The following is a 22,871-nucleotide window of genomic DNA, read 5'->3' on the forward strand; positions in this document are numbered from 1 at the left end:
ATGGCCTCCCCTATGGGCGGCGTTGGCGAGGTTGGTGGCTTCGCTCTTCGCGAGCAAGCTCGCTCCTACAGGTGGCGAAATCCTGTACTGGGCGGCGTTGGCGGGGTTGGTGGTATCGCCTTCTCCAGATCCACCGGCGTCGGATAGTTTCTGCTGTAGGAGCGAGCTTTGCTCGCGAATGCTGGAGCACGTCACCTGCAGCGATAACCTCACAGCACAAGATCAGGGTGATGGCCTCCCCTATGGGCGGCGTTGGCGAGGTTGGTGGCTTCGCTCTTCGCGAGCAAGCTCGCTCCTACAGGTGGCGTAGCCCTGCATTGGGCGGCGTTGGCGAGGTTGGTGGCTTCGCTCTTCGCGAGCAAGCTCGCTCCTACAGGTGGCGAAGCCCTGCATTGGGCGACGATGGCGGGATTGCTGGCTTTGCCCTTCGCGGGCATCGCAGTCGAATGGCGGTATTGGTGGTAATGGTGAGAGAGCACCCCTCGGGCCATCGAGGGGTGCTGAAGGGCGTCAGGCGTCGGCGGTGGCGATCTCGAGCCCTTCCCGCGTGACCTCGGCGACGAGTTCCAGCTCTTCGTCACTGATCACGTAGGGCGGCATCCAGTAGATGACGTTGCCCAGCGGGCGCAGCATCACACCGCGGGAGATGGCGTGGCGGAAGACCCGCAGTCCGCGCCGCTCGCGGAAGTCGTAGGGGGTGAGGCTGGATTTCTCCTTGACCATCTCGATCGCCAGCACCATGCCGGTCTGGCGTACGTCGCCGACGTGCGGGTGGTCGCGCAGCGGCTCGGCCAGGCGCCCCATCAGTGCCGCCTTGTGGCGGTTGGCGGCGATCACGTCGTCCTGCTCGAAGATATCCAGGGTGGCCAGGGCCGCCGCGCAGGCGAGCGGGTTGCCGGTGTAGCTGTGGGAGTGCAGAAACGCCTTGAGCGTCTCGTAGTCGTCATAGAACGCGGCGTAGATCTCGTCGGTGGTCATCACCACCGAGAGCGGCAGATAGCCGCCGGTCAGCGCCTTGGAGAGACACAGGAAGTCAGGGCGTACGCCGGCCTGCTCGCAGGCGAAGAGCGTCCCGGTACGCCCGAAGCCGACCGCGATCTCGTCGAAGATGAGCTGCACGCCATGGCGGTCGCAGGCCTTGCGTAGCCAGGTGAGATACTCCGGCGGGTACATACGCATGCCGCCGGCGCACTGGATCAGCGGCTCGACGATCACCGCCGCCAGCTCGTCGGCGTGGCGCGCCAGCGCCTTTTCCATCTCGGCGAAGCGCGCCCGGGCCTGCTCGACCCACTGTTCTCTGGGGAGCCCGAAGCCGTCCGGGGCGGGCACCTTGATCACGTCCAGCAGCAGCGAGCGGTAGGTGTCGGTGTAGAGCGCCACATCCCCCACCGCCAGCGCCCCCAGGGTCTCGCCGTGGTAGCCGTTGGTGATGGTGAGAAAGCGCCGCTTCTGCGGCTTTCCGACATTGCGCCAGTAGTGGTAGCTCATCTTGAGCGCCACTTCGATCGCCGAGGAGCCGTTGTCGGCATAGAAGCAGTGCCCCAGCCCGGCGGGCGCGAGCCGCCCCAGGCGTTCGGAGAGCTCGATCACCGGCTGATGGGTGAAGCCGGAAAGAATCACGTGCTCGAGCTCGTCGAGCTGCGCCTTGATCCGCGCATTGATGCGCGGGTTGGCGTGGCCGAAGACGTTGACCCACCAGGAGCTGACGATATCGAGATAGCGCTGGCCCTCGAAATCCTCCAGCCACACCCCCTTGCCGCGCCGAATCGGTATCACCGGCAGCGTTTCGTGGTCCTTCATCTGTGTGCACGGGTGCCAGAGGCTGGCCAGGTCGCGCTGCATCCAATCGCTGTTACGGTTCATGTGTCGTCTCTTGCGGAGTGAAACCTCGCCGCCCCCGCCCGCGCCGCTGGTTCAGCTCAGGCTGCCGAGCAGCGCGTCGAGGTCGAGCAGGTCGGCGGTGGCCTCGGCGTCCGGCGTCTCCAGCCAGGGCACTACGCCCAGGCAGGGAGCGCCGCCATGCTCGCCGAGCCAGTGCGCCAGCGCATCGAGGTTCTCCTCCATGCGCGGGGTATCGGGTTCGAGAATGTTGGCGACCCAGCCGGCCACGCGCACACCGTCGCGCTGGATCGCCTCCAGCGTCAGCCGGGCATGGTTGATCGCACCCAGGCGCACGCCTACCACCAGCACCACCGGTAGATCCAGTTCGATCACCAGATCGGAGATCGATTCACGCTCGTTGAGCGGCACCCGCCAGCCACCGGCGCCTTCGATGACGGTGAGATCGGCGCCGCGGGCGATCAGTGCGCGCATCGGCTCGGCCAGCATCGAGACGCCCAGTGCGATGCCCGCCTCACGCGCCGCGATATGCGGGGCGATCGCCGGCGCCAGGGCGACCGGATTGACGCTGTCGTAGTCGAGCGCCGGACTGCACTCGGCCAGGATGGTGGTGGCGTCGCTGTTCCTGAGTCCATCGCGGGTCTGGTCGCAGCCGGAGGCGACCGGCTTGCCGCCGACCACGCTCAGGCCTCGCCGGCGCGCGGCGGCCATCAAACCGGCGGTAATGAAGGTCTTGCCGACTTCGGTATCGGTACCGGTGACGAATAGTGCTTGCATGGGGGCTTCCTCCGCTTCAACGCTGCATCACAACCGTAGCCACACGATAACTGATCGGGATGCCGGCCGGTCTTCGGTATTCTTCGAATGCGGCCTCGAGCCGAGCCAGACGCTCGCGCCCGGTCAGCCCACGCGGTGTGTGAGCGGAAGATCGTGTGTGAACGGAAGAAGACGTGGCGGCAGCGACCACGGTATTGGCGCCGATCGCCTTGAGCGCCTGACGCGCCGCGGCCAGGTCGGGATACCAGCAGCGCCGGGTGGCGACCTCATGCCGGCACCAGCGCCAGCCGGGGCGCGCCAAGGTGGCGGCGAGCGTCTCCTCGGGCAGGAAGCGATTGACGTGGGCGCCATCATCCACCGCGCGCCAGGCGCCCTGCCACTCGCGCAGGCTGCCGTCGCACAGGGTGGTGAAAGCGAGATAGCCACCGGGGCGCAGCACCCGCCAGGCCTCGTCGAGTGCCGCCGCCAGCGAGTCGCACCACTGCAGGGCGAGGCTGGAGGCAACCAGATCGACACTGCCCGCCGCCAGCGGCAGCCGTTCGGCCGCGCCCGCGAGCCAGCGGATCGCCAGCTCGGGATGGCTGGCACGTGCGGTCGCCAGCATACCGGAGGCCAGATCCAGCCCCAGGGTGGTGCTGGCGTAGCGCCGTGCCAACGCGGCGGTCACATATCCAGTGCCGCAGCCGATATCCAGCACCGCCGCCGGGTGGCAGTCGGCCGGCAGCCGCGCCAGCAGCGTGTCGGCCACCTCGCGTTGCAATCTCGCTGCGGCGTCGTAGCTACTCGCGGCGCGGGAGAAGCCGCTGGCGATACGCCGCTGGCGCACCAGACGGGTGATATCCACCAGCTCGCTCATGGTCGGCTCCCCACATCGGCGTGTTCGACGCGATTCGAGGTGATGAAGGCCACCAGTCGCGCGGCGACCTCGCTGGCCCGTTCCAGTGGAAAGGCGTGGCCCGCCGCCGCGATCCGCTCGGCACGGCCGGCGGCTGGCAGGCAGTCGGTGACGGCCTCGCAGGCGCCACCGGGCACCAGCGCATCGTCAGCGGCGAACAGATGCAGCTGAGCCGCGCTCAGCAGCCCCAGCGTCTCGCGCAGGTCCAGGGTCTCGAGCAGCGCAAGCCCTGCCAGCGCCTGCTCCTGGGGCGTGTCCGCACAGGCGACGCAGAGCTCGCGGGCCAGGCGACTACCTGCCGGCCGCCGCGGTGCATTCCCCTGCTGGGCGACCAGCTGGGCAAAACGCTCGAGGGTACGCGCCGGCGCGCGCTGAAACCCCTGGCGGAAGGCCGCGAAGGTTTCCGCCGCCATCGCTGCAGGCCAGCCCTGCCTCGCCACGAAGCTGGCATTGGCGGCGAGAGTGATCAGACCGGGGGTCCGTTGACCGCGCCGAGCCGCCAGCGCAGTGGCGAGCATGCCCCCCAGTGACCAGCCACACAGCCAAGTGCCGTCAGGCAGCTCACGGTCGAGCGCCGCAAGCCAGGCATCGACGTCGTGGCAGGCCAGCCGCCCGCCCTCGGGGGATGTGAGCGCGGCGTAGTCGAGTAGCGTGATCTCCCAGCCGGGCAAATCCTGGCGTAGTGCATCCGCCAGCGGCTCGAGCGGCATCACCCCAAGGGCCCAACCGGGCAGCATCACTAATTGCCGGGAGTCGTGCCGGCCGGGTACTGGCAAGTCGGTCCGGCCCGGGTCAGCCGGGTACGCATCAGCGAGATGTCGGTCAGACAACTGGCGAGCGGCGGACGTCATGCCGGCGCCCTCTGCGGCATCACCGCCCCGCCCTGCCCGATGACCTGGCGCGCAGCGTCGTAGAGCGCCTCGCCCAGGCGGTCGATATCGGCCAGCGCGTGGGCCGCACTCAGGGTGATGCGCAGGCGCGCACTACCCACCGGTACCGTCGGCGGGCGGATCGCGCTGCACCAGATGCCACGTGCTTCCAGCGCCTGGGCCAACGCCAGCGCCGTGGCCTCGTTGGTCCCCTCGCCGTGTTGCATGATCTGCAGCGGCTGGATCGGCGTCGTCGAGGGCAGCGGTGAGAGACCGACCTCCGCCAGGCCCGCACTGTGCTGGCGAAAGCGCGTGATCAGCGCTTGCAGGTGGGCGCGACGCTCCGGCTCGTCGCGCACGATATCCAGGCTGGTCAAGGTGGCCCAGGCCAGCGCCGGCGACAGGCTGGTGGTGTAGACATAGGGTCGGGCGAACTGAATCAGCGCTTCGATCAGGGTCTCGCTACCGGCGACGAAGGCACCGTGCGTGCCCAGCGCCTTGCCCAGGGTGCCGACCAGGATCGGCACGCGCCACGGCGTCAGCCCCTGAGCTTCACGGGTGCCCGCCCCGTGCTCACCGAGTACGCCGAGGCCGTGGGCGTCGTCGATCATCAGCCAGGCCTCGTGGCGCTCACAGTGGGTCGCCAGCGCATTCAGGTCGGCGCAGTCGCCGTCCATGCTGAAGACGCCATCACTGATCACCAGCCGGCGGCGCTCGCGGCCGAGCGCCGCCAGCCGCGTCTCGCAGGCCGCGGCATCGCCGTGCGGGAAGCGTTCGAGCCGGGCACCGGCGAGGCGGGTGCCGTCGAGCAGCGAGGCGTGATTCAAGCGGTCATGCAGCGCGATATCGCCACGCCCCAGCAGGGCCGAGATCACGCCGAGATTGGCCTGATAGCCGCTGGAGAAGAGCAGCGCCCGCTCGCAGCCGGTCCAGGCCGCCAGCCGCCGCTCCAGCGCCTCGTGCGCTTCGCTGTGGCCACATACCAGATGCGAAGCACCGCCGCCGACGCCGAAGCGCCGGGCGCCCGCGGCGAGCGCTTCGGCCAAGCGCGGGTCGCCGGCCAGCCCCAAATAATCATTGCTGCAGACATTGAGCCAGTCGCGGCCGTCGCGGCGAACCCGCGGGCCCACACCATCGGTGGTGTGGCGCTGTCGATAGCGCACCCGCGCGCGCTGCTCGGCCAGACGCGGCGCCAGCGCCGCATCGAGCGAATCCACGCCGCGCATCAGACGTCCGCGGCCGCGCCGCGGGTGGCATGCCGTGGCGCGCTGGCATCCGTGGTCAACGCCTCCAGCCGGGCGCTGGCGATCCGCGCCTGCAACGCCGCTTCCTGGGTGGCGTCGTCGGCCTCTTCGCGCTGCTCGGGGTGAAGCCCGAGCCGCTCGAACAGCTGCTTGTCATGGCTCGCCTGCGGATTCTGTGCGGTGAGCAGGCGCTCGCCGTAGAAGATCGAGTTGGCGCCGGCGAAGAACGCCATCGCCTGGGTCTCGTCGCTCATCAGCTCGCGCCCCGCCGCCAGACGCACGTGGGAGCGCGGCATCAGAATGCGCGCTACCGCGATGGTGCGAATGAAATCGAGCGGGTCGAGATCCTCGACGTGCTCCAGCGGCGTGCCCTGAATGCGGATCAGCATGTTGATCGGCACGCTCTCCGGGTGGGTGGGCAGATTGGCCAGCTGTTGCAGCAGGCCGGCGCGGTCATTGACGCTCTCGCCCATGCCAAGGATGCCGCCGCTGCAGATCTTCATCCCCGCCTGACGCACGTGATCCAGGGTTTCCAGACGATCGGCATAGGTGCGGGTGGTGATGATCTCGCCGTAGTACTCCGGCGAGGTGTCCAGGTTGTGGTTGTAGTAGTCGAGGCCGGCGTCGTTGAGCTGTTCGGCCTGCTCGCGGCTGAGCATGCCCAGGGTCATGCAGGTCTCCAGCCCCAGGGCACGCACGCCCTTGACCATCTCCAGCACGTAGGGCATGTCCTTGGCGCTGGGATGCTTCCATGCCGCCCCCATGCAGAAGCGGCTGGCGCCGACCTCCTTGGCGCGGCGCGCCTGTTCCAGCACCGCTTCGACCTGGAGCAGCTTCTCGCGCTCGAGCCCGGTGTTGTAGTGGCCGGACTGCGGGCAGTACTTGCAGTCCTCGGGGCAGGCGCCGGTCTTGATCGAGAGCAGCGTGGAGATCTGTACCGCGTTGGGGTCGAAGTGCTCACGGTGCACGCTTTGCGCCCGGAACAGCAGGTCGTTGAACGGCAGCGCCAGCAGCGCCTCGATCTCATCGCGCTGCCAATCGTGGCGGGTCGCGGGGGCCGCAGACGCGGTGCGGGAATCTGGGGTGGCGGTCATCTTTGTCAACTCATCCATGCCTCACGGGTTGACCAGATGGTGCCACGCGGCATGGTCAACCTCAAGGATAAGCCAGGTTGACAGAAAACATCCCCCTCCGCGAGCAAAGCTCGCTCCTACAGGGGGTTTTGTCAGGCGTTGGGTGACGGCGGCCGGGTTGGTGGCCGTCCCTTCGCGAGCGAAGCTCGCTCCTACAGGTGGTTTCGTCAGGCGTTAGGTGACGGCGGCCGGTTTGGTGGCCGCCCCTTCGCGAGCAAAGCTCGCTCCTACAGGTGGTTTCGTCAGACGTTGGGTGACGGCGGCCAAGTTGATGGCCGCCCCTTCGCGAGTGAGGCTCGCTCCTACAGGTGGTTTCGTCAGGCGTTAGGTGACGGCGGCCAAGTTGATGGCCGCCCCTTCGCGAGTGAGGCTCGCTCCTACAGGTGGTTTCGTCAGGCGTTAGGTGACGGCGGCCAAGTTGATGGTCGCCCCTTCGCGAGCAAAGCTCGCTCCTACAGGTGGTTTCTTTAGGTGCCAGGTGACGGCGGCCTGGTTGGTGACCGCCCCTTCGCGAGCAAAGCTCGCTCCTGCAGGTGGTTTTATCAGGCGTATCACCTTATCGGCGCCTTCGGGTCATTGGCGTCAGCGCTGCCACAGCACCCGCGGCTCTTCCAGCGGCAGCGCCACGGCGGGGTGCCAGGGCCTGACCCGGATGGTGTAGTCCGCGGCCGGGCGCGTGGTCTCGATCTCGGCGACGAACTCGCAGGCATCCGGTGTCGCCCCGGGCGCGGCGGACATCTGATGGCAGGCGGCCGGCTGATCAGCGCCGGCTTCGGCGTAGAGTTCGACCCGCACCTCGTCGGGCGTGAGCCCGCCCAGGTGCAGCCAGGTCTGGAAGCGGTAACCATCCGCTCGCGCCTCGACCCGGCTGTCACCGAAGCGTAGCGCCGGCCAGGCCTGCTCGATGGCGTGGTGCCAGGCGGCGATCTCACGCCCCAGCGCTCCGGCGCTGGCGGCGCGCTGCCGGTAGGCCTCCGCCGCCGGGCGGTAGTAGCGCTGGTAGTAGTCGCGCAGGGTGCGGCTGACCGAGAAGCGCGGGGTCAGGCTGCTCATGCTGGCGCGCATGCGCTCGACCCAGGCCTGGGGAATGCCCTGCTCGTCGCGCTCGAAGAAGGTCGGCACGATCGCCTGTTCGAGCAGGTCGTAGAGCGCCAGGGCCTGGGTCGCATCCCAGCCGGGGTCGTCGCCGTGCTCCTGCTCGTCGCCCAGTGCCCAGCCGACCTCCGGGCGGTAGGCTTCGACCCACCAGCCGTCGAGTTCGGAGAGGTTGAGCCCGCCGTTGACCAGGATCTTCATGCCGCTGGTACCGCACGCTTCCCACGGCCGGCGCGGGGTGTTGATCCACACATCCACCCCGCGTACCAGCTCCTGGGTCAGGCGCATGTCGTAGTCGGCGAGGAAGATGACCCGGCCGCGCACGTCGTCGCGGCGCGAGAACGCCACCCACTGCTGGATCATCGCCTGCCCTTCGCGATCCGCCGGGTGGGCCTTGCCGGCCACCAGCAGCTGTACCGGCCGCGCCGGGTCGGCGAGCAGACGCGCCAGCCGCTCGGGGTCGTGCAGCAGCAGGTTGGGCCGCTTGTAGGTGGCGAAACGCCGGGCGAAGCCCAGCGTCAGCGCATTGGGGTCGAGCACGTGGCGCGCCCGCTCGGTGATCTCAGCGCCGCCGCCGGAGACCGCCACCTGGCGCGCCAGCAGCTCGCGGGCGTAGCTCACCAATTGGGCGCTGGAGGTCTTGCGCAGTTGCCACAGCCGCGCCGCGGGGACCTTGGCCATGGCGCTGCTGAGTTCGCCCTCGCCGGCCAGCCAGTGGGGCTGGCCGCAGAAGTGGGTCCACAGCGCCTCCGCCGCCGGCGAGGCCCAGGTCGGCATGTGCACGCCGTTGGTGACGTGGCCGATCGGCACCTCGGCGGCCGGCCAGCGCGCGAACAGCGGGCGGAAGATCTCCCGCGAGACCTGCTCGTGGAGCAAGCTTACGGCGTTGACCGCATGGCAGCCGCGGCACGCCAGATAGGCCATGTTGAAGCGCTCGCTGGTGTCCTGGGGGTTGCTGCGCCCCAGTGCCAGCAGCGCTTCGATGCCAATACCCAGGCGCTGCTCGGCGTAGGCTTCGAGATAGCGCACGATCAGATTGGGCGAAAAACGGTCGAACCCCGCCTCCACCGCGGTGTGGGTGGTGAACAGATTGCCCGCACGGGTGATGGCGAAGGCGACCTCGAACGGCTCGCCGGTGCGCTCCATGCGGGCCCGCGCGCGCTCCAGCACCACCAGCGCAGCGTGGCCTTCGTTGAGATGGCACACCTGCGGCGTGACACCCAGCCGCTCCAGCAGCTGCCAGCCGCCGATCCCCAGCAGCATCTCCTGGCGCAGACGCATCTCCTCGTCACCGCCGTAGAGCTCGCTGGTGATACCGCGATAGGCGGGATAGTTGGCGATGTCGTTGCTGTCGAGCAGATAGAGCTTGGTGTTGCCCACCCGCGCTTCCCACACCTGCAGCCAGATCGCGTAGCCCGGCAGTGCGACCTCGATGCGCAGCCACTCGCCGTCGGCGGTGCGTACCGGCGAGATCGGCAGCTGGCCCGGGTCGTTGTAGGGATAGAGCGCCTGCTGCCGGCCCTGGGCATCCAGCGTCTGGCGGAAGTAGCCGCGCTGATAGAGCAGCCCGATGCCGACCACCGGCAGGTGAAAGTCGCTGGCCGCCTTGAGCTGATCGCCGGCGACGTTGCCAAGACCGCCGGAGTAGATCGGCAGCGCCTCGCTGAGCATGAACTCCATGCTGAAGTAGGCAATGGTGAAAGGGTCGCTGTCACTGCCCAGGGGCGAGGCGGCGTGATGGGTCGCCTGGCGGTGACGCGCTTCGATCAGGGCGTCCAACTGCTGGGCGTTCTCGGCGTTGGAGAGAAAGGTGCGCAGGCGTTCGAGCGAGACCGCCTGGAGCACCGCCCAGGGGTTGTGGGTCAGCTCCCACAGCCGCCGGTCCAGCGCGCGCCAGATCCAGTCGGTCTCCTGGTGCCAGGTACAGCTCAGGTCGAGGGCCAGTTCGGCCAGATGGGCGTAGCCGGGCACGCCGCGCGCGGCGGCATCATCACGGGAGGACATCGCATTACCTCGTGGCAGGCATTGACGAAAAACGCGCGCACCCGGCGGCTGGCGCGGGCGCCAAGGCCAGCATATACCCAAAGCGCCGCGGCCCGGAACGCCCCGTCTCACGCCTCAGGGCGCACGCTTCAGGCCCTGCTCCTCACGCCCCTGCGGCTGGCGCTGGCCATTCGACCTGCATTCAAGCGAGATCGATGGCACTATCCGCCGCGCCATTTCGATACGCTTCGCAGCTGTTCTGTGGAATGACGCACCTGAAACAGTCGTCGCGGCGTTCGCGCTTACGATGATCCGATACCAACCACAATCGAGCGATGCACCATGACCTACACCGTCGCCATCGTCCTGAGCCTCGTCGGCTATTTTGCGATCGGCCACTGGGCCGGGCGCCGCGTCAAGCATCTCGACGACTATCTCGTCGCCGGCCGCAACGCGCCCACCTTCCTGATCCTCGGCACCCTGGTGGCGAGCTATCTCAGCACCAGCGCCTTTCTCGGCGAGACCGGCTTCGCCTATGCCGGCTACCCGTTCGTGATGCTGCTGTTCGCCGCCATCAGCACCTCGGGCTGTCTGCTGGGTGCGCTGGCCTTCGGGCGCTATCTGCGCCGCAGCGAGGCGCTCACGGTGCCGGAGTTCTTCGGCAAGCGCTTCGCCTCGCGCCGGGTGCAGCGTATCGCCGGCCTGACCACGGTGGTCGGCCTCGGCGCCTATCTGCTCGGCGTCATGCAGGGCGCGGGGATCATGTTCGAGGAGCTGACCGGGCTGCCCTACTGGGTCGGCCTGCTGCTGGTGTGGCTTACCTTCACCGGTTTCATCCTCTACTCGGGCTCGCCCGGCGTGGTGCTCACCGACACCGTGATGTTCGTGATCTTCTCGCTGGCCGCGGTCGGCGGTTCGCTCTACATCATCACCGACCTGGGCGGTTGGCAGGGGGTGATCGGCGGACTGCTGGCGCAGACCGACAAGCCGGGCATCGCGCTGTGGCACGGCATGCTAAAGGGCGAGGACGCCGCCTTCGCCACCCCCGGTGAAGCGGCCACCTGGGGCATCACCCTGGGGCTGGTGTGGGCCGCGGTACTGGCCGCCAGCCCGTGGCAGTCCAGCCGCTACCTGATGGCGCGCAACGAGCACGTAGTGATGCGCTCGGCGATGCTCACCGCGGTGGCGCTGGCGATCTTCTATGCGCTGATGATGCTCACCGGCGCGGCGATCAATCTCTACACGCCGACGCTCGATGCCGAGCGCTCGATGGTCTGGGCGGCGCTCAACGTGCTGCCGATGTGGCTGGGCATGGTCATCCTGACCGGGGTATTCGCCGCCGGCCTCTCCTCCTGCTCGACCTTTCTCTCGATCATCGGCTTCAGCATCGCCAACGATATTCTCCCCGCCTCGCGCAGCGGCGCCGCCGCCATGCGCACCAGCCGCATCGCGGTTCTGGTTTCGGGGCTGGTGACGCTGGTACTGGCGCTGTTCCAGCCGCCGGCGGTGATGGCGGTGGTGTGGTTCGCGGCCACCCTGTTCGCCTCCTCCTGGGGGCCGGTGGCGCTGATGAGCATCTGGAGCCGGCGGATCACCGCCGCCGGCGCGGGCTGGGGGCTGAGCGTCGGCTTCCTCGGCAACCTGCTGCTCTCGCTGGCACTACAGGCTGATTGGTTCACGCTGCCGGTCTATCTGCATCCGGTGGCCGTGAGCACCGTGGCTGCCATGGTCGCGATCATGATCGCCTCGCGCCTGACCCAGGTCAGCGACGCCGAGCGGGCATATCTGGCTAGCCTGCATCGCCCGCGTGAGACCCCATCGCCGGCCACCGAGAAAGGCACCCGCGGTATCGCCATCGTGACCATGCTGGCCGGGGTGGCGATCGGCGCCTTCCTGTGGTTCCAGTACGCCGACACCCTCGCCGGCTATGCCGCCGACTACGGCCTTTCGCGCTCGGCGACGCTGGGTGCCTATGCACTGGCGCTGGGCTGCGGCGCCATGCTGCTGGTGGCCGGTGCGGTGGGGTATCGGGTCGCCGGCGTGCGCGGCAGCGCGCGGCTGGCCGCCCACCCGGGGAACGCCTAGCCAAACAGGCGCTGCTCGCAGGCGCCAGGGAGAACGCAGGCGCCCGGCCACGGCGGCCGGGCATATCGATCAGGGAGAGCAGGGAGAGCGCGCATGATGACTTTATCCCCCCAGGGCCACGCGCGCGGCGTGGCCCTGGCCTTCGGCGGCATCGTGGTACTCAGCTTCGACAGCCTGCTGGTACGCCTGGCCGACAGCGATGGCTGGAACATCGCGTTCTGGCGCGGCGCCCTGATGGCGCTGGTAGTGGGGCTCTGCTACTGCCAGCGCCGACGCCTGGCCACGCTCAACGCCCACCGCGGTGCGGCGCTGGTCTCATCGGCGCTGCTCGCCGCCATTTCGGTGCTGTTCGTGATGGCGGTGGTAAACACACGGGTAGCCAACGTGGTGGTGATCCTGAGCACGGCCCCGCTGTTCGCGGCGATCCTGACGCGCTGCGTGCTGCGTGAGCCGGTGGCAACACGCACCTGGCTGGCGATCGGCCTGGCGATGCTGGGGCTGCTGGTGGTATTCGCGGGCTCTCTCAGCGGCGACGGCCTGTTGGGCGACCTCTACGCGCTCGCCTCAGCCCTGGCGGTGGGCGCCAACCTGACCCTGCTGCGCCGCTACCCGACCCTCGATCGGCTGCCGCTGATCGCCGGCGGCGGCGTACTCACCGCCCTCGTCGCCTGGCCAATGGCGACGCCACTGGCGCTGGATACCCAGAGCTATGCCGTACTCGGTGTCATGGGGCTGCTGCAGATGCCGCTGGCCACCGCGCTGATCAACACCGCCACCCGCTACCTGCCCTCCGCCGAAGTGGCGCTGTTCTATCTGGTCGAGGCGATCCTCGGCACCCTCTGGGTCTGGTGGCTGCTGGGCGAAGACCCGCCCAGTGCCACGCTCTACGGCGGCACGCTGACCATCCTCACGCTGATGGCCAACGCCTGGCTGGGCATGCGCGCGCGGCCCGGCCGTTGATCTCACCGACGGCCACCGCGGCCAGGGTCTGCGACGGCGCGCCTGCCGATGGCGCAGTGCGCTTGGTCCGGCAGGGAAACCGCTTTGATAGGCATGGGCAACCCCACGCCGATGATCGATGCTCGTTTCCGAGAAGGCGGACGGTGGCGTGCGGTCTGTAACGCTCGCGGATGAAAATGAAGAACCAAAAAAAAGAGCCTGACGTGAACATCAGAACTCTTGAGGTCAGCTATGCCAAACGTGCTGTCGTCTACGGTCTTCAAGTCCGTAAATCCTTGGCCACAGCCCTCCCAGCTGCACTCCTTGTGATCACCCCTGTCCTTGGGGATGACCCCACGGTACGCCCTATTCGAAACGATAGATAGCGCAAACCTAATTATATTTCGATGACGTAGACCCACCCTCTCTCGGTGGCCTGTAGCCGACGCGCTGAATCGCTGGAATAGTGCCGATATGGCGAAATAGCCTAGGCTCTATACGAAAAACTGTCTACGCTCGGCAATACCGCGTTAAAAATCGCCTCAAAATGCTCATTTACACCCCGTAAACTCCGCTTCTTCGCCAATTTTTGCCTTGTCTTGCCTTCGCTCGCCGACTTTTCGTACAAACCCTAGGAAGGCATGGCCCGCCTGACACGCGAGCCGACGTCTCTGGTGCTCTTCAGCCGGGAATTCTTCGCTCGGCTATCCCGTCGTATCGATCCGACGATCGTCCCTCTCTCCGACTCACCGCCCAAGGCTAAGGAGGTTCACGTGTTCAACGCCATTCTCGTACAGCAGACCGAAACCGGTCAGCGTAGCCACGCCGCGCTGACCCCGCTCGACGCCGACTCGCTTCCCCCAGGTGACGTCCAGGTTCGCGTCGAATGGAGCACACTCAACTACAAAGACGCCCTGGCGATCACCGGAAAAGGGGCCTTCATACGTCGCTTCCCCATGGTGCCCGGCATCGATCTTGCTGGTGTGGTCGAGCAGAGTGAACATCTCGAATGGGCAGCGGGAGATCGCGTTCTGCTCAACGGCTGGGGTATTGGAGAAGCGCACTGGGGCGGCCTGGCGCAGCGCGCTCGGGTCAACGGCGACTGGCTCACCCGGCTGCCGCCCTCGCTGACCACGCATCAGGCGATGGCCATCGGTACCGCCGGCTACACTGCCATGCTGAGCGTGCTGGCGCTGGAGCGCCATGGCCTGACGCCGGACCGCGGCGAGGTGCTGGTGACCGGTGCCACCGGCGGCGTCGGCAGCTACGCCATCGCCATACTGGCAGCACGCGGCTACCGCGTCGTCGCGGCGACCGGGCGCCCTCAGGAGTCGGCCTTCCTGGAGCGCCTGGGCGCCGCCGAAATCATCGACCGCAGCGAGCTGTCAGGCCCCGGCAAGCCTCTGGCCAAGGCCCGGTGGTTTGCCGCCATCGACTCGGTGGGCAGCCACACGCTGGCCAACGTCTGCGCCCACACTCACCCGGATGGCCTGGTCGCCGCTTGCGGTCTTGCCCAAGGCATGGACTTCCCCACCACGGTAGCCCCTTTCATCCTGCGCGGCGTCAGCCTGCTCGGGATCAACAGCGTCACCCGCCCCGCTGAGGAGCGTCAGCAAGCCTGGGCCCGGCTGGCCGAGGACATCGACCCCGCCCTGCTCAAGGAGATTTCACACGACATCCGCTTGAGCGACACCCTGGCGGCGGCGGAACGGCTTCTGGCAGGGGAAGTGCGCGGCCGGCTCGTGGTAGACGTCAACGCCTGATTACACACTGGTTTACGAGACAGTGGCGAGAAAGCGATCAGCCGAGTCACACCAGTCTGAATGCAACTGCATATAGGGCAGGCCAATGGATCCAGCGCTGCCCACTCTCAGTGGAGCAGCATCTTGCGATCCAGCATGTGCTCGGTTCGCATCCCGGGAGAGCTCAATAGCGGGCTCCGTCTCAGACATGCCATTACGTCCTCGGCACTCGGCTGGTACAGCGCTTTGTCAGCAATCCCGTGAGGCACGAACTTGTAAGACTTGTCGCTATTCAAGACCGCAACAACAGGCACTCCCAAGGCACTCGCGATATGCATGGGTCCGGTGTCGGGTGTGATCAGCGTGATGACATGAGTCAGCGCCGCTGCAAAATCACGCAACGGCAGTAGCGGCAAGATCCGGCCCTGGGTGCCGCAGGCCTTTATCAACGCCGAGCGGTGCTGCTCCTCTTCAGGCCCCAGCATGACGAGATAGCGCTCACGACTCTCGTTAAGAGCCTCGAGCAGGGAAAGCCAGAAATTCAGTGGAAGCCGCTTGTCCAGGTGGCCACCGACAAAAAGACCAACGACCCCACCGCGCGTGGCGCTCGGCAAGAGAGTTTCCACATGAGAGGCCTCGTCTTTCGTCACGATCATCCAAGGCAGCCGCTGACATGTCAGACCCAGGGCCTGGGCAATATTTCCCGACAAATCATAAGCATGCCGGGCGGTGCCATCCAGTAACCAGTCATAGGTATGCTGTAAACGCCCGGACTGACCGAGCAGCCGACTGGCACCACATAGCTGCAAGAAAAGCCAACTGGTGAGAGAACCTTCTCCTACCTGTATTGCCAGATCGTACCGATTGCGGCGAAGCGCCAGGATCAATCTAATCAGTGCCCAGACGCGCCAAGAAAAACTACGGCTGTGCGCGTAATAGCGCTGTAAAGGCATATGCTTGAACAGCTGGCTCGTGGTATCCGTACCCAGATAATCGATGGCGATATCCGGCCGGGACGACGCGAAGGCCTCGATCAACCGAGCCCCGATCACCGCGTTGCCCAGGCGGAAATTCGGCCTAACCAGCAGTACACGATGTACGTTCTGCAATGTCTCCGGCGAGACGGTCTGCGATTCTCGCGAAAAACGTGCCAGCAGGCTGTAAGCCATCGATTTGCAGCGGCGCTCCAGGCGCTTGCCCAAGCGTCGCATCCCATCGTGACGTCTGACCTGGGTGAGAACGGCACTCATATCGAACTCCAGAGAGAGGTAAACGCCGCCTACCATCGCAGTGAAAGCTTAACGCAGCATTGTCGAGGCAGCGCCAGAGCGAAAGCGTGACTGTCGTTTCTACCGCATAGTCCGCGCGATGCCGTACCTTGCCGATGCTCGGCCTCAATTCTCTTGCTGACACTCCCGAAAATCCAACGGCAGGCGTGTGCAGGGCTCTGTTAGCTCTCATCCGTTCAGCTATATACACCTCGCCTATGAGTTCTCTTTTACGGAGCGCTCCACTTGGAATTTCACTTTCACGCAGGTGCTGGGCCCAGGCTATAGCCTACGCCGCGGACCGTGAGGATGGCATCTCGGTGGGTCATTTTTCGAAGCGCGTGAATGAATACCTGTATCGTGTTCGACTTGGCACAAAAACCGGCACCATACAATATCTGCTCCAGCTGAGCTTTCGTGAACACTCGATACGGTTGAGAGGCCAGCGCCTTCAGAATCAGTAGTTCCTTGGCGGAGGGATGAATCGTAAGGCCCTGCCACCTCACTTCCATCGTTGTCATGTCTATCATCAAGCCACCGGCAGAGATGACTAGACCCGGAGGCGTGTTGGAACGTCTGCATTTGCAGCGCACCCTGGCAAGGACTTCCCTGGCATCGGTATCAGCCGCCAGGAAGTCGTCTGCACCCGCGTCCAGGAACCGGGCCGCATGTCCTGAACTCATGACATCGGCAATGACTAGAATGGGTAGTTCCAGGCGATCTCGAAGCCGACGCAGCGTCTCCAGGCTATTGCTGAAATCATCACCGCCGGCCAAAAGGATCAGGGCGTTGACATCGCCTGCTTCCACCGCCGGCACCGCCTGCTCGACGCGGTGGAACAGCGTGACTCGTTGGCAACGTCGTACCAAATAGCGGCGCCACGACTCCAGAGAGAGGGCACCTTCTCCATGAATCAAAAGATGCAATTCGGCCACCCCGAAACCACGGATCATTATGATTAAAAATCAACAAAACATCTAGATGACTGACGACAACAAAGCGACAGCCGATCACACATTAAGACCGCCATATTATAAAAATCTTATTCCAAGTTCAACGATACCTATATCGTCAGTTCTTGAAAATCATTCTCACGCCTGCTGATCCGACAGCTAGTACTCTCGGCAAATAATGTTTTCCTAAGACTGTCTGGGCAAGCTGACGGCAAAATCCAATGAGCAGCCTGCTTCACATGCCTAGATTCCCTCTGCCACGCTGGTTCACGACGCCACCCCGCGGAGACATGCTCGTCATCGCTCTCCTATGGCTATTGACAGTGGCCAGCGCCCTCTCCCGCTCTTTTCTTCCCATCGATGAGACGCGCTACGTATCCGTCGCGTGGGAGATGTGGCACACCCACTCATTCTGGGTGCCACACATGAATGGCGAAACTTACGCCGACAAGCCTCCGCTGCTGTTTTGGCTGATACATGCCGGTTGGGCCATTTTCGGCGTCAACGAGTGGTGGCCAAAGCTCATCGGACCGCTGGCATCGCTGCTCGCATTGTGCCAGCTCTACCGCATCGCGAGGAGACTGGGGTACGCACAGACCACGGCGAGTCTGGCACCGCTCGCACTCATGGCGATGCTGATGTGGAATCTCTACAGCGGCGCGCTGATGTTCGACATCCTGCTGACCGCCTGCTTACTGGGAATCCTCAGCCCACTCGTCTCCGATCACTTCACCTTACGCAAGGCACTGGTCAGTGGGATATGGCTGGGGCTGGCCCTGCTGGCCAAGGGGCCTGCGGTATTCGTCACGCTGCTGCCGATCGTGGCCAGTATACCCTGGTGGCGCTCGGCACCGCTCGGCGGAGCCGGCTGGCGCCGGCTGGCGCTCTCCCTGCTCATTGGCAGCGCCCTGCTCGCGAGTTGGGCGCTTTCCGCGGCTTGGCTGGGCGGCCGGGATTACGCCCAGGATCTGCTATGGGGGCAGAGCGTCAATCGACTACAGAACTCCATGGCTCATGCCCGTCCTTTCTGGTGGTACTTCCCGTTGTTACCGCTGCTGACGTTTCCGTGGCTGCTGTGGCGTCCCGCTTGGCCCTTGCGCCCACGTCAACCACGCCAGCGACTCTTCTGGATATGGATGATCACCCCCTTCGCCATTTTCTGCTTCATCAGTGGCAAACAGATTCATTACCTCATGCCTATGCTTCCGGCTTTGGCACTGCTCATCATGGATCGACTGGCCAGCAGCCCGACAGCGCCCGCTACTGTCGTCCGAACGCGCCTCCCCTCACTCGCCATCGCCGTTCTGGGCATCGTTGGCTGCGGCTTGAGTCTATTCGGCAAGGGGGCCGTGGGGCCGGACAACCTGTCGACAACGGGCGCCATCGCACTCGTCCTTCTGGCAGTGGGGATATGGCGGCAGCGCTGGTCAGATGGCGCTTCTGCTGCACGCGGGCTCGCCGTGGGTACCGGTATCGCGATCTTTGTGGCGACCCAGTGGATGATGGGGCCATTCTGGAGTCGGTATGACGTGAGGGCCCCCGGCGAGCTGCTGGGTACACTGGAGTCGAGGCAGCTGCCGGTGGCTTACAATGGTGGCGGCTACCAGGCGACGTTCCAGTTCGCAGGGCGGCTGACTCGCCCCCTGATGACCCTGGACAATGCCGCCGAGGCTCTGTGCCGATACCGTCTCGACTATCCCGACGGTTGGCTGGTCACTCGCCATCGGGATATCGACCAACTCGCCGTAGACGAGAGTGCCGTTCATCACTTCGACTATCGAAGCGGGCAACTGGACATTCTTCCCGTCAGCGCCATAAGACCCGAGGCGTTCGATCCAGACTGCGTCGCCCCTGCTGACAGCGCTGAAAAGAAACATCCCATGGATTGATGAGCGACCGTGCGGCGTCTTCGGCAAGGGCTGGTGTCGAGATCTTCGCCGATTCCGCGGGACAATGCGGCAAAGAAGAACAACGTGATCAACTCACCGGACAACAAGACGCGCCTTATCTCAGGGCGCGTCTCTACTTACTTCACTAGACATCATCCATCGATAATCTTCATGGGATTGTGCTTTTGCGGTAGTAGCGATCAGTTTGTCATAAGCCTTGTGACTCACACTGAAATGGCTTCCCAAAAAGGGGAATGCCATCCACAGTGAGGACATCATGACTACACCATCACTATCCGCTGAAAGTCGACCAAGCTGGACGAACAAGGTACCAGAAGTCACGCTGGTCTTCTGGCTCATCAAGATGATGTCGACGACCGTAGGAGAAACGGGCGCCGATTTTCTCAACTTCAATCTCGGCTTCGGGTTGACTGCCACCTCGCTATTGAACGGGATACTGCTGGCCTTGTTCCTGGCAGCCCAGTTCAAGGCCAAACGTTATATCCCCTGGCTTTACTGGAGCAACGTGCTCTTGGTCAGCGTGTTTGGCACCTTGGTGACCGATAATCTGACTGATCAGCTACATGTTCCCCTGATAGATTCGACACTGGTCTTTTCGACACTACTAATCGCTGTCTTCATCGTCTGGAAACGAACCGAAAGAACGCTCTCCATACATTCAATCACGACGCTGCGGCGCGAACTGTTCTACTGGACGGCCATTCTCGTCACTTTCGCACTGGGCACCGCAGCCGGCGACCTGGTTGCCGAAGATTTTGGCCTCGGTTACCTGCATGCGCTGTTCCTGTTTGGCTCATTGATCGCGCTCACCGCGTTTTCCTGGTTCTTCCTGAAGGCCAACGCCATTGCCGCTTTCTGGATCGCCTATATCTTGACCCGCCCGTTGGGTGCCTCTCTGGGCGATCTCCTGACGCAGCCTGGCGCCAACGGTGGGCTCGGCCTGGGTAGCACGGGGACCAATGTTCTCTTCATGTGCGCCATCATCGCGCTGGTCAGCTATCTCTCTCGACGGGAAAAGCGCGCAAGAGCGCTGGAAACGGCATCATGAGCTGAACGCGACTTTTCCACCTTCCCTTATCCCCCTCTTCTCTTGCCCCTATCCCCTACCCCCAGCGATGGACATGCCATACCTCGAACCTGAGATCAGCCTACGGGTTAATCCCAGGTTCGAGGTCGAGAGCCCTTCATTTTCCATGGCAAGGCTATCCAGACCACACTGTCCAGACTCGCTACCCAAGCCACCCCATCGAATAACAGAATCGGCAAACAGCTACCGCCGCCGTGAACCAAAGCGTGATGAAGACGGCGGCGGCGAGATGGCTGACAGGGCGCTCGACGCGTTCGTCCGCCAGGCGACGACATTCATTCATGACGTTCGGCGGAATCCCTTTCAGCACTAGCCAGATACCGAGCGGTACGAGGACGACGTCGTCCAGATAGCCCAGCACTGGGATCACATCCGGAATCAAATCGATGGGCGACACCGCGTAGGCCGCAACGACCAGCGCCAGTCCTCTTGCCCACCATGGGGTACGGGGATCACGAGCCGCCAGCCAGACTGCCACGACATCCCGCTTTAGCCTGCGTGCCCATCGCCTGACGACGAGTGATCTCAACTCGACTGCACTACGGCAGTAGCGCCACCACCGGCGCAGGCGCTCATGACACGCCATCTTTCTGCTCCCTATTTCACTTGCAAGGGGGGGCCAAGTCCTGCGCAGCCGTAAGCCAAAGTGCCGTTGCCTCGCTGGAGATGACCCGATGGGCAGACAGGCCAGCGGATTGACGCAGCAGTCTCCTGGCCAACACTCCACTGGCGTCGCGAGAAGACGGAATATCGCGCTCCAGCGCTACCACTCCCAACAGACCGTCTCGTTGCTGCCATCTCAATGAGGCGACCCACAGCGGCTGAGGCGATGGCCGACAGGTACCCGTGAGCGTGAAATCGGTGGGCCAGACGTACAGGACTAGACGCCTGCGCGCCCTCCCCGGCATGGCATAGGTAGCAATCAGCGACGGGGGCCTCCCCACGTCGAGTCTTGGCAGGGCTGGCAGTGCCTCGTCGGGACTGGCGGGATTCAGCCAGTGCAGCGCACTCATCGCGGTCCAGGGGGTGTCGACTTGCCAGCCGGCATCACCCAAGCGCCGGCGCAGTGCATCCAACCCACCCGCCCACTGCATGACCATGGGTTCTTCTCTGTCACCGCCGAGATCGATGCGACGCTGCGGCAATTGCTGATACCCGCCCTTGGACCAGGAACTCCATGTCATCTGCTGGATGTCAGGTTGCGGGGTATAACGAGCACGATCAGTGGCCAAGTTCTGGTGGAGGTGATACGGCCACACCAAGGCCAGCGTCAGCAGAACCACCGCGAGCAGGCCTCTTGCTTCGGCTGGTGGGGCATGACGACGCTGATGGCTGATCGCCAGCAGAATCACCCATGCCGAACCGACAGCCATTCCCGCGAGGACATCGGCCAGCCAATGCGCCCCGAGATAGAGGCGAGAGAGTGCGATCCAGATGACGGTCATCATCGCCGCGCCGATCACCCAGCCACGCTGTCTCACCGGTAAGCCTCGAGCGACGAGATAGGCCAGAAAGCCATACAGAACGGTATTGATGGTGGCGTGGCCACTGGGAAAGGAAAAGGCCTCCCAGCCGCTGTAAAGCCCGGCGGTAGGACGCGGCCAATGCACCATCGCCTTGATCACCGGCGTGAATAGCGCGGCCCCCCCTACCGCTGCCAACCAGTAGAGCGCTCCGTGCCAAGCGCGGCGGAGCAATAGCCAAGCCGTCACTGCGATGGTGAGACTGGTGGTCACGAAACCATCCCCCAGCTCAGTGATCGCCAACATCACAGTGTCACTCCAGTGAGCCCGCAGCGCCTGCATCGCGTGAAAGACCGCCTGATTGGCACTCACCAGAGGATCTCCCGCCATCAAGTTGTCGAGAAGCGCCGTAAACATCCATAGGCAGCCGAGCAGCATGGCAATCGCAGCGACCAGCATGAGCCCTTCACCGCTCAGGCTATTCATCAACCGATAGCTGCAGCGCTGAAGTAACGTCGAACGCGGTCTGCACCACTCTGCCAGTCGCCTACTACCAGCTTTCAGCCACGTGACGCCGTGGGGCAGCAGCACTCGGCGCGTCGTCCACACGACAAGCCAGCTCAACAGCAATAAAAGCCCCAGCATCAGCACCAGCCTGATCGCGACCTGGGCAATGACCTGCAGCGACGCCCCCAGCGCGACACCGGCCAGCACGTGAGTGGCGGCCCACAAGACCGCCGAAGCAACGTTGAAGACGTAGAAACGCCCAGGCGACATTCCGCTCATGCCGGCAGTGAGAGGCACAAAAGCACGCGGCCCTTGGATGAAACGGGCCAGAAACACCCCTTTTCCCCCGTGGCGCTGGAAAAACACTTCGGCTCGCGCGAGCCAACGCGGGTAACGACTGAACGGCCAGTAACCCGCGAGGCGGGCACCGTAGTGATGGCCCAGCCAGAAGGAGATCCCGTCGCCGGTGATCGCCCCGAACAGGGCAGCGAGAATCAGCGGTGCACTCGCTAGCGCACCGGTGCTGACCAGAGCACTGACCCCCACGATCAGCATGGAACCCGGTACCAGAGTGCCGACGATCGGCAACGCCTCAGCCATGGCGGCCACACCGACCAGGAAATAAGCCACCAGAGCATGCTGTGCGGCCAGTCGAGTGACCTCGGTGACGATGGCGTCCAGCATCGGCGACTGCTCCGGAATCGAGGGCGTGAAACGTTCATGTCCATGGACACGCCACCCTGTCAGCACGACGTTAAGAGCGCCTTATGACCTTGTTCGGATAGGCAAGAGTGCGCGAATCACCCGGCGCCAGACAGCAGGGAACTCATCGAGACCTTGAGCCCTCTGTAGGTAGCCTCTGATGGGATAACGGGTAGGAAATAGCAGGGATGTGCTGGAGCTCAACCACTGGAGGTCATAACGCCTTGGGGGAAGGCACCGATCCGGAGAGGATCGAGACCAAGAGCGTTTCATCGCTCATGAGGTCTGACAGACAATATTACACAAACAGGAAGGGATTTTTACTGGATACCGCTAGCGAGAAGGAATAGCGCCAATCGCAAACTCACTCGTGAGCGATG

Annotated in this window: 16 protein-coding genes; 5 read left to right on the forward strand and 11 right to left on the reverse strand. The window is 64.7% G+C overall.

Going from position 1 to position 22,871, the window contains the following annotated elements; all coding sequences use genetic code 11:
* Positions 1 to 510: 510 nt before the first annotated feature.
* From J0A90_RS03250 to glgP, 7 genes are all read right to left on the reverse strand, one after another.
* Positions 511 to 1,863: an adenosylmethionine--8-amino-7-oxononanoate transaminase gene (locus J0A90_RS03250; RefSeq protein ID WP_207030720.1), complete on the reverse strand. Its 1,353-nt coding sequence runs from the start codon at positions 1,861 to 1,863 to the stop codon at positions 511 to 513.
* A 51-nt stretch (positions 1,864 to 1,914) separates the two neighbouring features.
* Entirely contained in the window at positions 1,915 to 2,616 is a 702-nt protein-coding gene (gene bioD / locus J0A90_RS03255; RefSeq protein WP_207030712.1) for a dethiobiotin synthase, read from the reverse strand.
* 16 nt (positions 2,617 to 2,632) lie between these two features.
* The gene (gene bioC / locus J0A90_RS03260) at positions 2,633 to 3,472 is read right to left on the reverse strand and encodes a malonyl-ACP O-methyltransferase BioC (protein WP_207030710.1); all 840 of its coding nucleotides are present in this window, start codon (positions 3,470 to 3,472) and stop codon (positions 2,633 to 2,635) included.
* A complete protein-coding gene (locus J0A90_RS03265) occupies positions 3,469 to 4,248 on the reverse strand; it encodes an alpha/beta fold hydrolase (RefSeq protein ID WP_207030708.1) in 780 nt (259 codons plus the stop codon). The genes bioC and J0A90_RS03265 overlap by 4 nt, the downstream gene beginning before the upstream one ends.
* Positions 4,249 to 4,358: 110 nt before the next feature.
* Positions 4,359 to 5,606: an 8-amino-7-oxononanoate synthase gene (gene bioF, locus J0A90_RS03270; RefSeq protein WP_207030706.1), complete on the reverse strand. Its 1,248-nt coding sequence runs from the start codon at positions 5,604 to 5,606 to the stop codon at positions 4,359 to 4,361.
* A complete protein-coding gene (gene bioB, locus J0A90_RS03275) occupies positions 5,606 to 6,718 on the reverse strand; it encodes a biotin synthase BioB (RefSeq protein WP_207030705.1) in 1,113 nt (370 codons plus the stop codon). The genes bioF and bioB overlap by 1 nt, the downstream gene beginning before the upstream one ends.
* 621 nt (positions 6,719 to 7,339) lie before the next feature.
* Positions 7,340 to 9,856 carry an alpha-glucan family phosphorylase gene (glgP, locus tag J0A90_RS03280; RefSeq protein WP_207037143.1) on the reverse strand — a complete coding sequence of 839 codons (2,517 nt, stop codon included), beginning with the start codon at positions 9,854 to 9,856 and terminating at the stop codon, positions 7,340 to 7,342.
* Positions 9,857 to 10,177: 321 nt separating this feature from the next.
* Here glgP and J0A90_RS03285 point away from each other — a divergent pair, with 321 nt between their 5' ends.
* The 3 genes from J0A90_RS03285 (at position 10,178) to J0A90_RS03295 (ending at position 14,622) form a co-directional block, all read left to right on the forward strand.
* On the forward strand, positions 10,178 to 11,920 hold the full coding sequence (locus J0A90_RS03285) for a sodium:solute symporter (protein ID WP_207037142.1): 1,743 nt from the start codon (positions 10,178 to 10,180) through the stop codon (positions 11,918 to 11,920).
* A 93-nt stretch (positions 11,921 to 12,013) separates the two neighbouring features.
* On the forward strand, positions 12,014 to 12,880 hold the full coding sequence (locus J0A90_RS03290; RefSeq protein WP_233076461.1) for a DMT family transporter: 867 nt from the start codon (positions 12,014 to 12,016) through the stop codon (positions 12,878 to 12,880).
* A gap of 620 nt (positions 12,881 to 13,500) precedes the next feature.
* Positions 13,501 to 14,622, forward strand: a complete 1,122-nt coding sequence (locus J0A90_RS03295; protein WP_255701993.1) for an MDR family oxidoreductase — start codon at positions 13,501 to 13,503, stop codon at positions 14,620 to 14,622.
* Positions 14,623 to 14,729: 107 nt separating this feature from the next.
* Here the strand turns inward: J0A90_RS03295 and J0A90_RS03300 are convergent, their stop codons facing one another.
* Together J0A90_RS03300 and J0A90_RS03305 are read right to left on the reverse strand one after the other, a co-directional pair.
* Positions 14,730 to 15,851, reverse strand: coding sequence for a glycosyltransferase family 9 protein (locus J0A90_RS03300; RefSeq protein ID WP_207037140.1), 1,122 nt, complete (start codon positions 15,849 to 15,851; stop codon positions 14,730 to 14,732).
* A gap of 278 nt (positions 15,852 to 16,129) precedes the next feature.
* Entirely contained in the window at positions 16,130 to 16,822 is a 693-nt protein-coding gene (locus J0A90_RS03305) for a response regulator transcription factor (RefSeq protein WP_207037139.1), read from the reverse strand.
* A 425-nt stretch (positions 16,823 to 17,247) separates the two neighbouring features.
* Here J0A90_RS03305 and J0A90_RS03310 point away from each other — a divergent pair, with 425 nt between their 5' ends.
* Together J0A90_RS03310 and J0A90_RS03315 are read left to right on the forward strand one after the other, a co-directional pair.
* Positions 17,248 to 18,711, forward strand: a complete 1,464-nt coding sequence (locus J0A90_RS03310) for a glycosyltransferase family 39 protein (RefSeq protein WP_233076463.1) — start codon at positions 17,248 to 17,250, stop codon at positions 18,709 to 18,711.
* Between the two features lie 277 nt (positions 18,712 to 18,988).
* Complete coding sequence (locus J0A90_RS03315; protein WP_207037137.1) at positions 18,989 to 19,780, forward strand: hypothetical protein; 792 nt, start codon at positions 18,989 to 18,991, stop codon at positions 19,778 to 19,780.
* 181 nt (positions 19,781 to 19,961) lie between these two features.
* Here J0A90_RS03315 and J0A90_RS03320 read toward each other — a convergent pair whose 3' ends face one another.
* Together J0A90_RS03320 and J0A90_RS03325 are read right to left on the reverse strand one after the other, a co-directional pair.
* Positions 19,962 to 20,297, reverse strand: coding sequence for a YkvA family protein (locus J0A90_RS03320; RefSeq protein WP_370635716.1), 336 nt, complete (start codon positions 20,295 to 20,297; stop codon positions 19,962 to 19,964).
* A 124-nt stretch (positions 20,298 to 20,421) separates the two neighbouring features.
* On the reverse strand, positions 20,422 to 22,473 hold the full coding sequence (locus J0A90_RS03325) for a bifunctional DedA family/phosphatase PAP2 family protein (RefSeq protein ID WP_207037135.1): 2,052 nt from the start codon (positions 22,471 to 22,473) through the stop codon (positions 20,422 to 20,424).
* Positions 22,474 to 22,871: the final 398 nt, after the last annotated feature.

This window comes from Salinicola sp. DM10, from assembly GCF_017306975.2.
Lineage (GTDB): Bacteria > Pseudomonadota > Gammaproteobacteria > Pseudomonadales > Halomonadaceae > Salinicola.

What these genes read in the sequence shown, in the direction of transcription:
- J0A90_RS03250 (WP_207030720.1), bottom strand. Translation starts at nt 1,863, where the DNA reads ATGAACCGTAACAGCGATTGGATGCAGCGCGACCTGGCCAGCCTCTGG.
- bioD (WP_207030712.1), bottom strand. Translation starts at nt 2,616, where the DNA reads ATGCAAGCACTATTCGTCACCGGTACCGATACCGAAGTCGGCAAGACC.
- bioC (WP_207030710.1), bottom strand. Translation starts at nt 3,472, where the DNA reads ATGAGCGAGCTGGTGGATATCACCCGTCTGGTGCGCCAGCGGCGTATC.
- J0A90_RS03265 (WP_207030708.1), bottom strand. Translation starts at nt 4,248, where the DNA reads ATGCTGCCCGGTTGGGCCCTTGGGGTGATGCCGCTCGAGCCGCTGGCG.
- bioF (WP_207030706.1), bottom strand. Translation starts at nt 5,606, where the DNA reads ATGCGCGGCGTGGATTCGCTCGATGCGGCGCTGGCGCCGCGTCTGGCC.
- bioB (WP_207030705.1), bottom strand. Translation starts at nt 6,718, where the DNA reads ATGACCGCCACCCCAGATTCCCGCACCGCGTCTGCGGCCCCCGCGACC.
- glgP (WP_207037143.1), bottom strand. Translation starts at nt 9,856, where the DNA reads ATGTCCTCCCGTGATGATGCCGCCGCGCGCGGCGTGCCCGGCTACGCC.
- J0A90_RS03285 (WP_207037142.1), top strand. Translation starts at nt 10,178, where the DNA reads ATGACCTACACCGTCGCCATCGTCCTGAGCCTCGTCGGCTATTTTGCG.
- J0A90_RS03290 (WP_233076461.1), top strand. Translation starts at nt 12,014, where the DNA reads ATGATGACTTTATCCCCCCAGGGCCACGCGCGCGGCGTGGCCCTGGCC.
- J0A90_RS03295 (WP_255701993.1), top strand. Translation starts at nt 13,501, where the DNA reads ATGGCCCGCCTGACACGCGAGCCGACGTCTCTGGTGCTCTTCAGCCGG.
- J0A90_RS03300 (WP_207037140.1), bottom strand. Translation starts at nt 15,851, where the DNA reads ATGAGTGCCGTTCTCACCCAGGTCAGACGTCACGATGGGATGCGACGC.
- J0A90_RS03305 (WP_207037139.1), bottom strand. Translation starts at nt 16,822, where the DNA reads ATGATCCGTGGTTTCGGGGTGGCCGAATTGCATCTTTTGATTCATGGA.
- J0A90_RS03310 (WP_233076463.1), top strand. Translation starts at nt 17,248, where the DNA reads ATGAATGGCGAAACTTACGCCGACAAGCCTCCGCTGCTGTTTTGGCTG.
- J0A90_RS03315 (WP_207037137.1), top strand. Translation starts at nt 18,989, where the DNA reads ATGACTACACCATCACTATCCGCTGAAAGTCGACCAAGCTGGACGAAC.
- J0A90_RS03325 (WP_207037135.1), bottom strand. Translation starts at nt 22,473, where the DNA reads ATGCTGGACGCCATCGTCACCGAGGTCACTCGACTGGCCGCACAGCAT.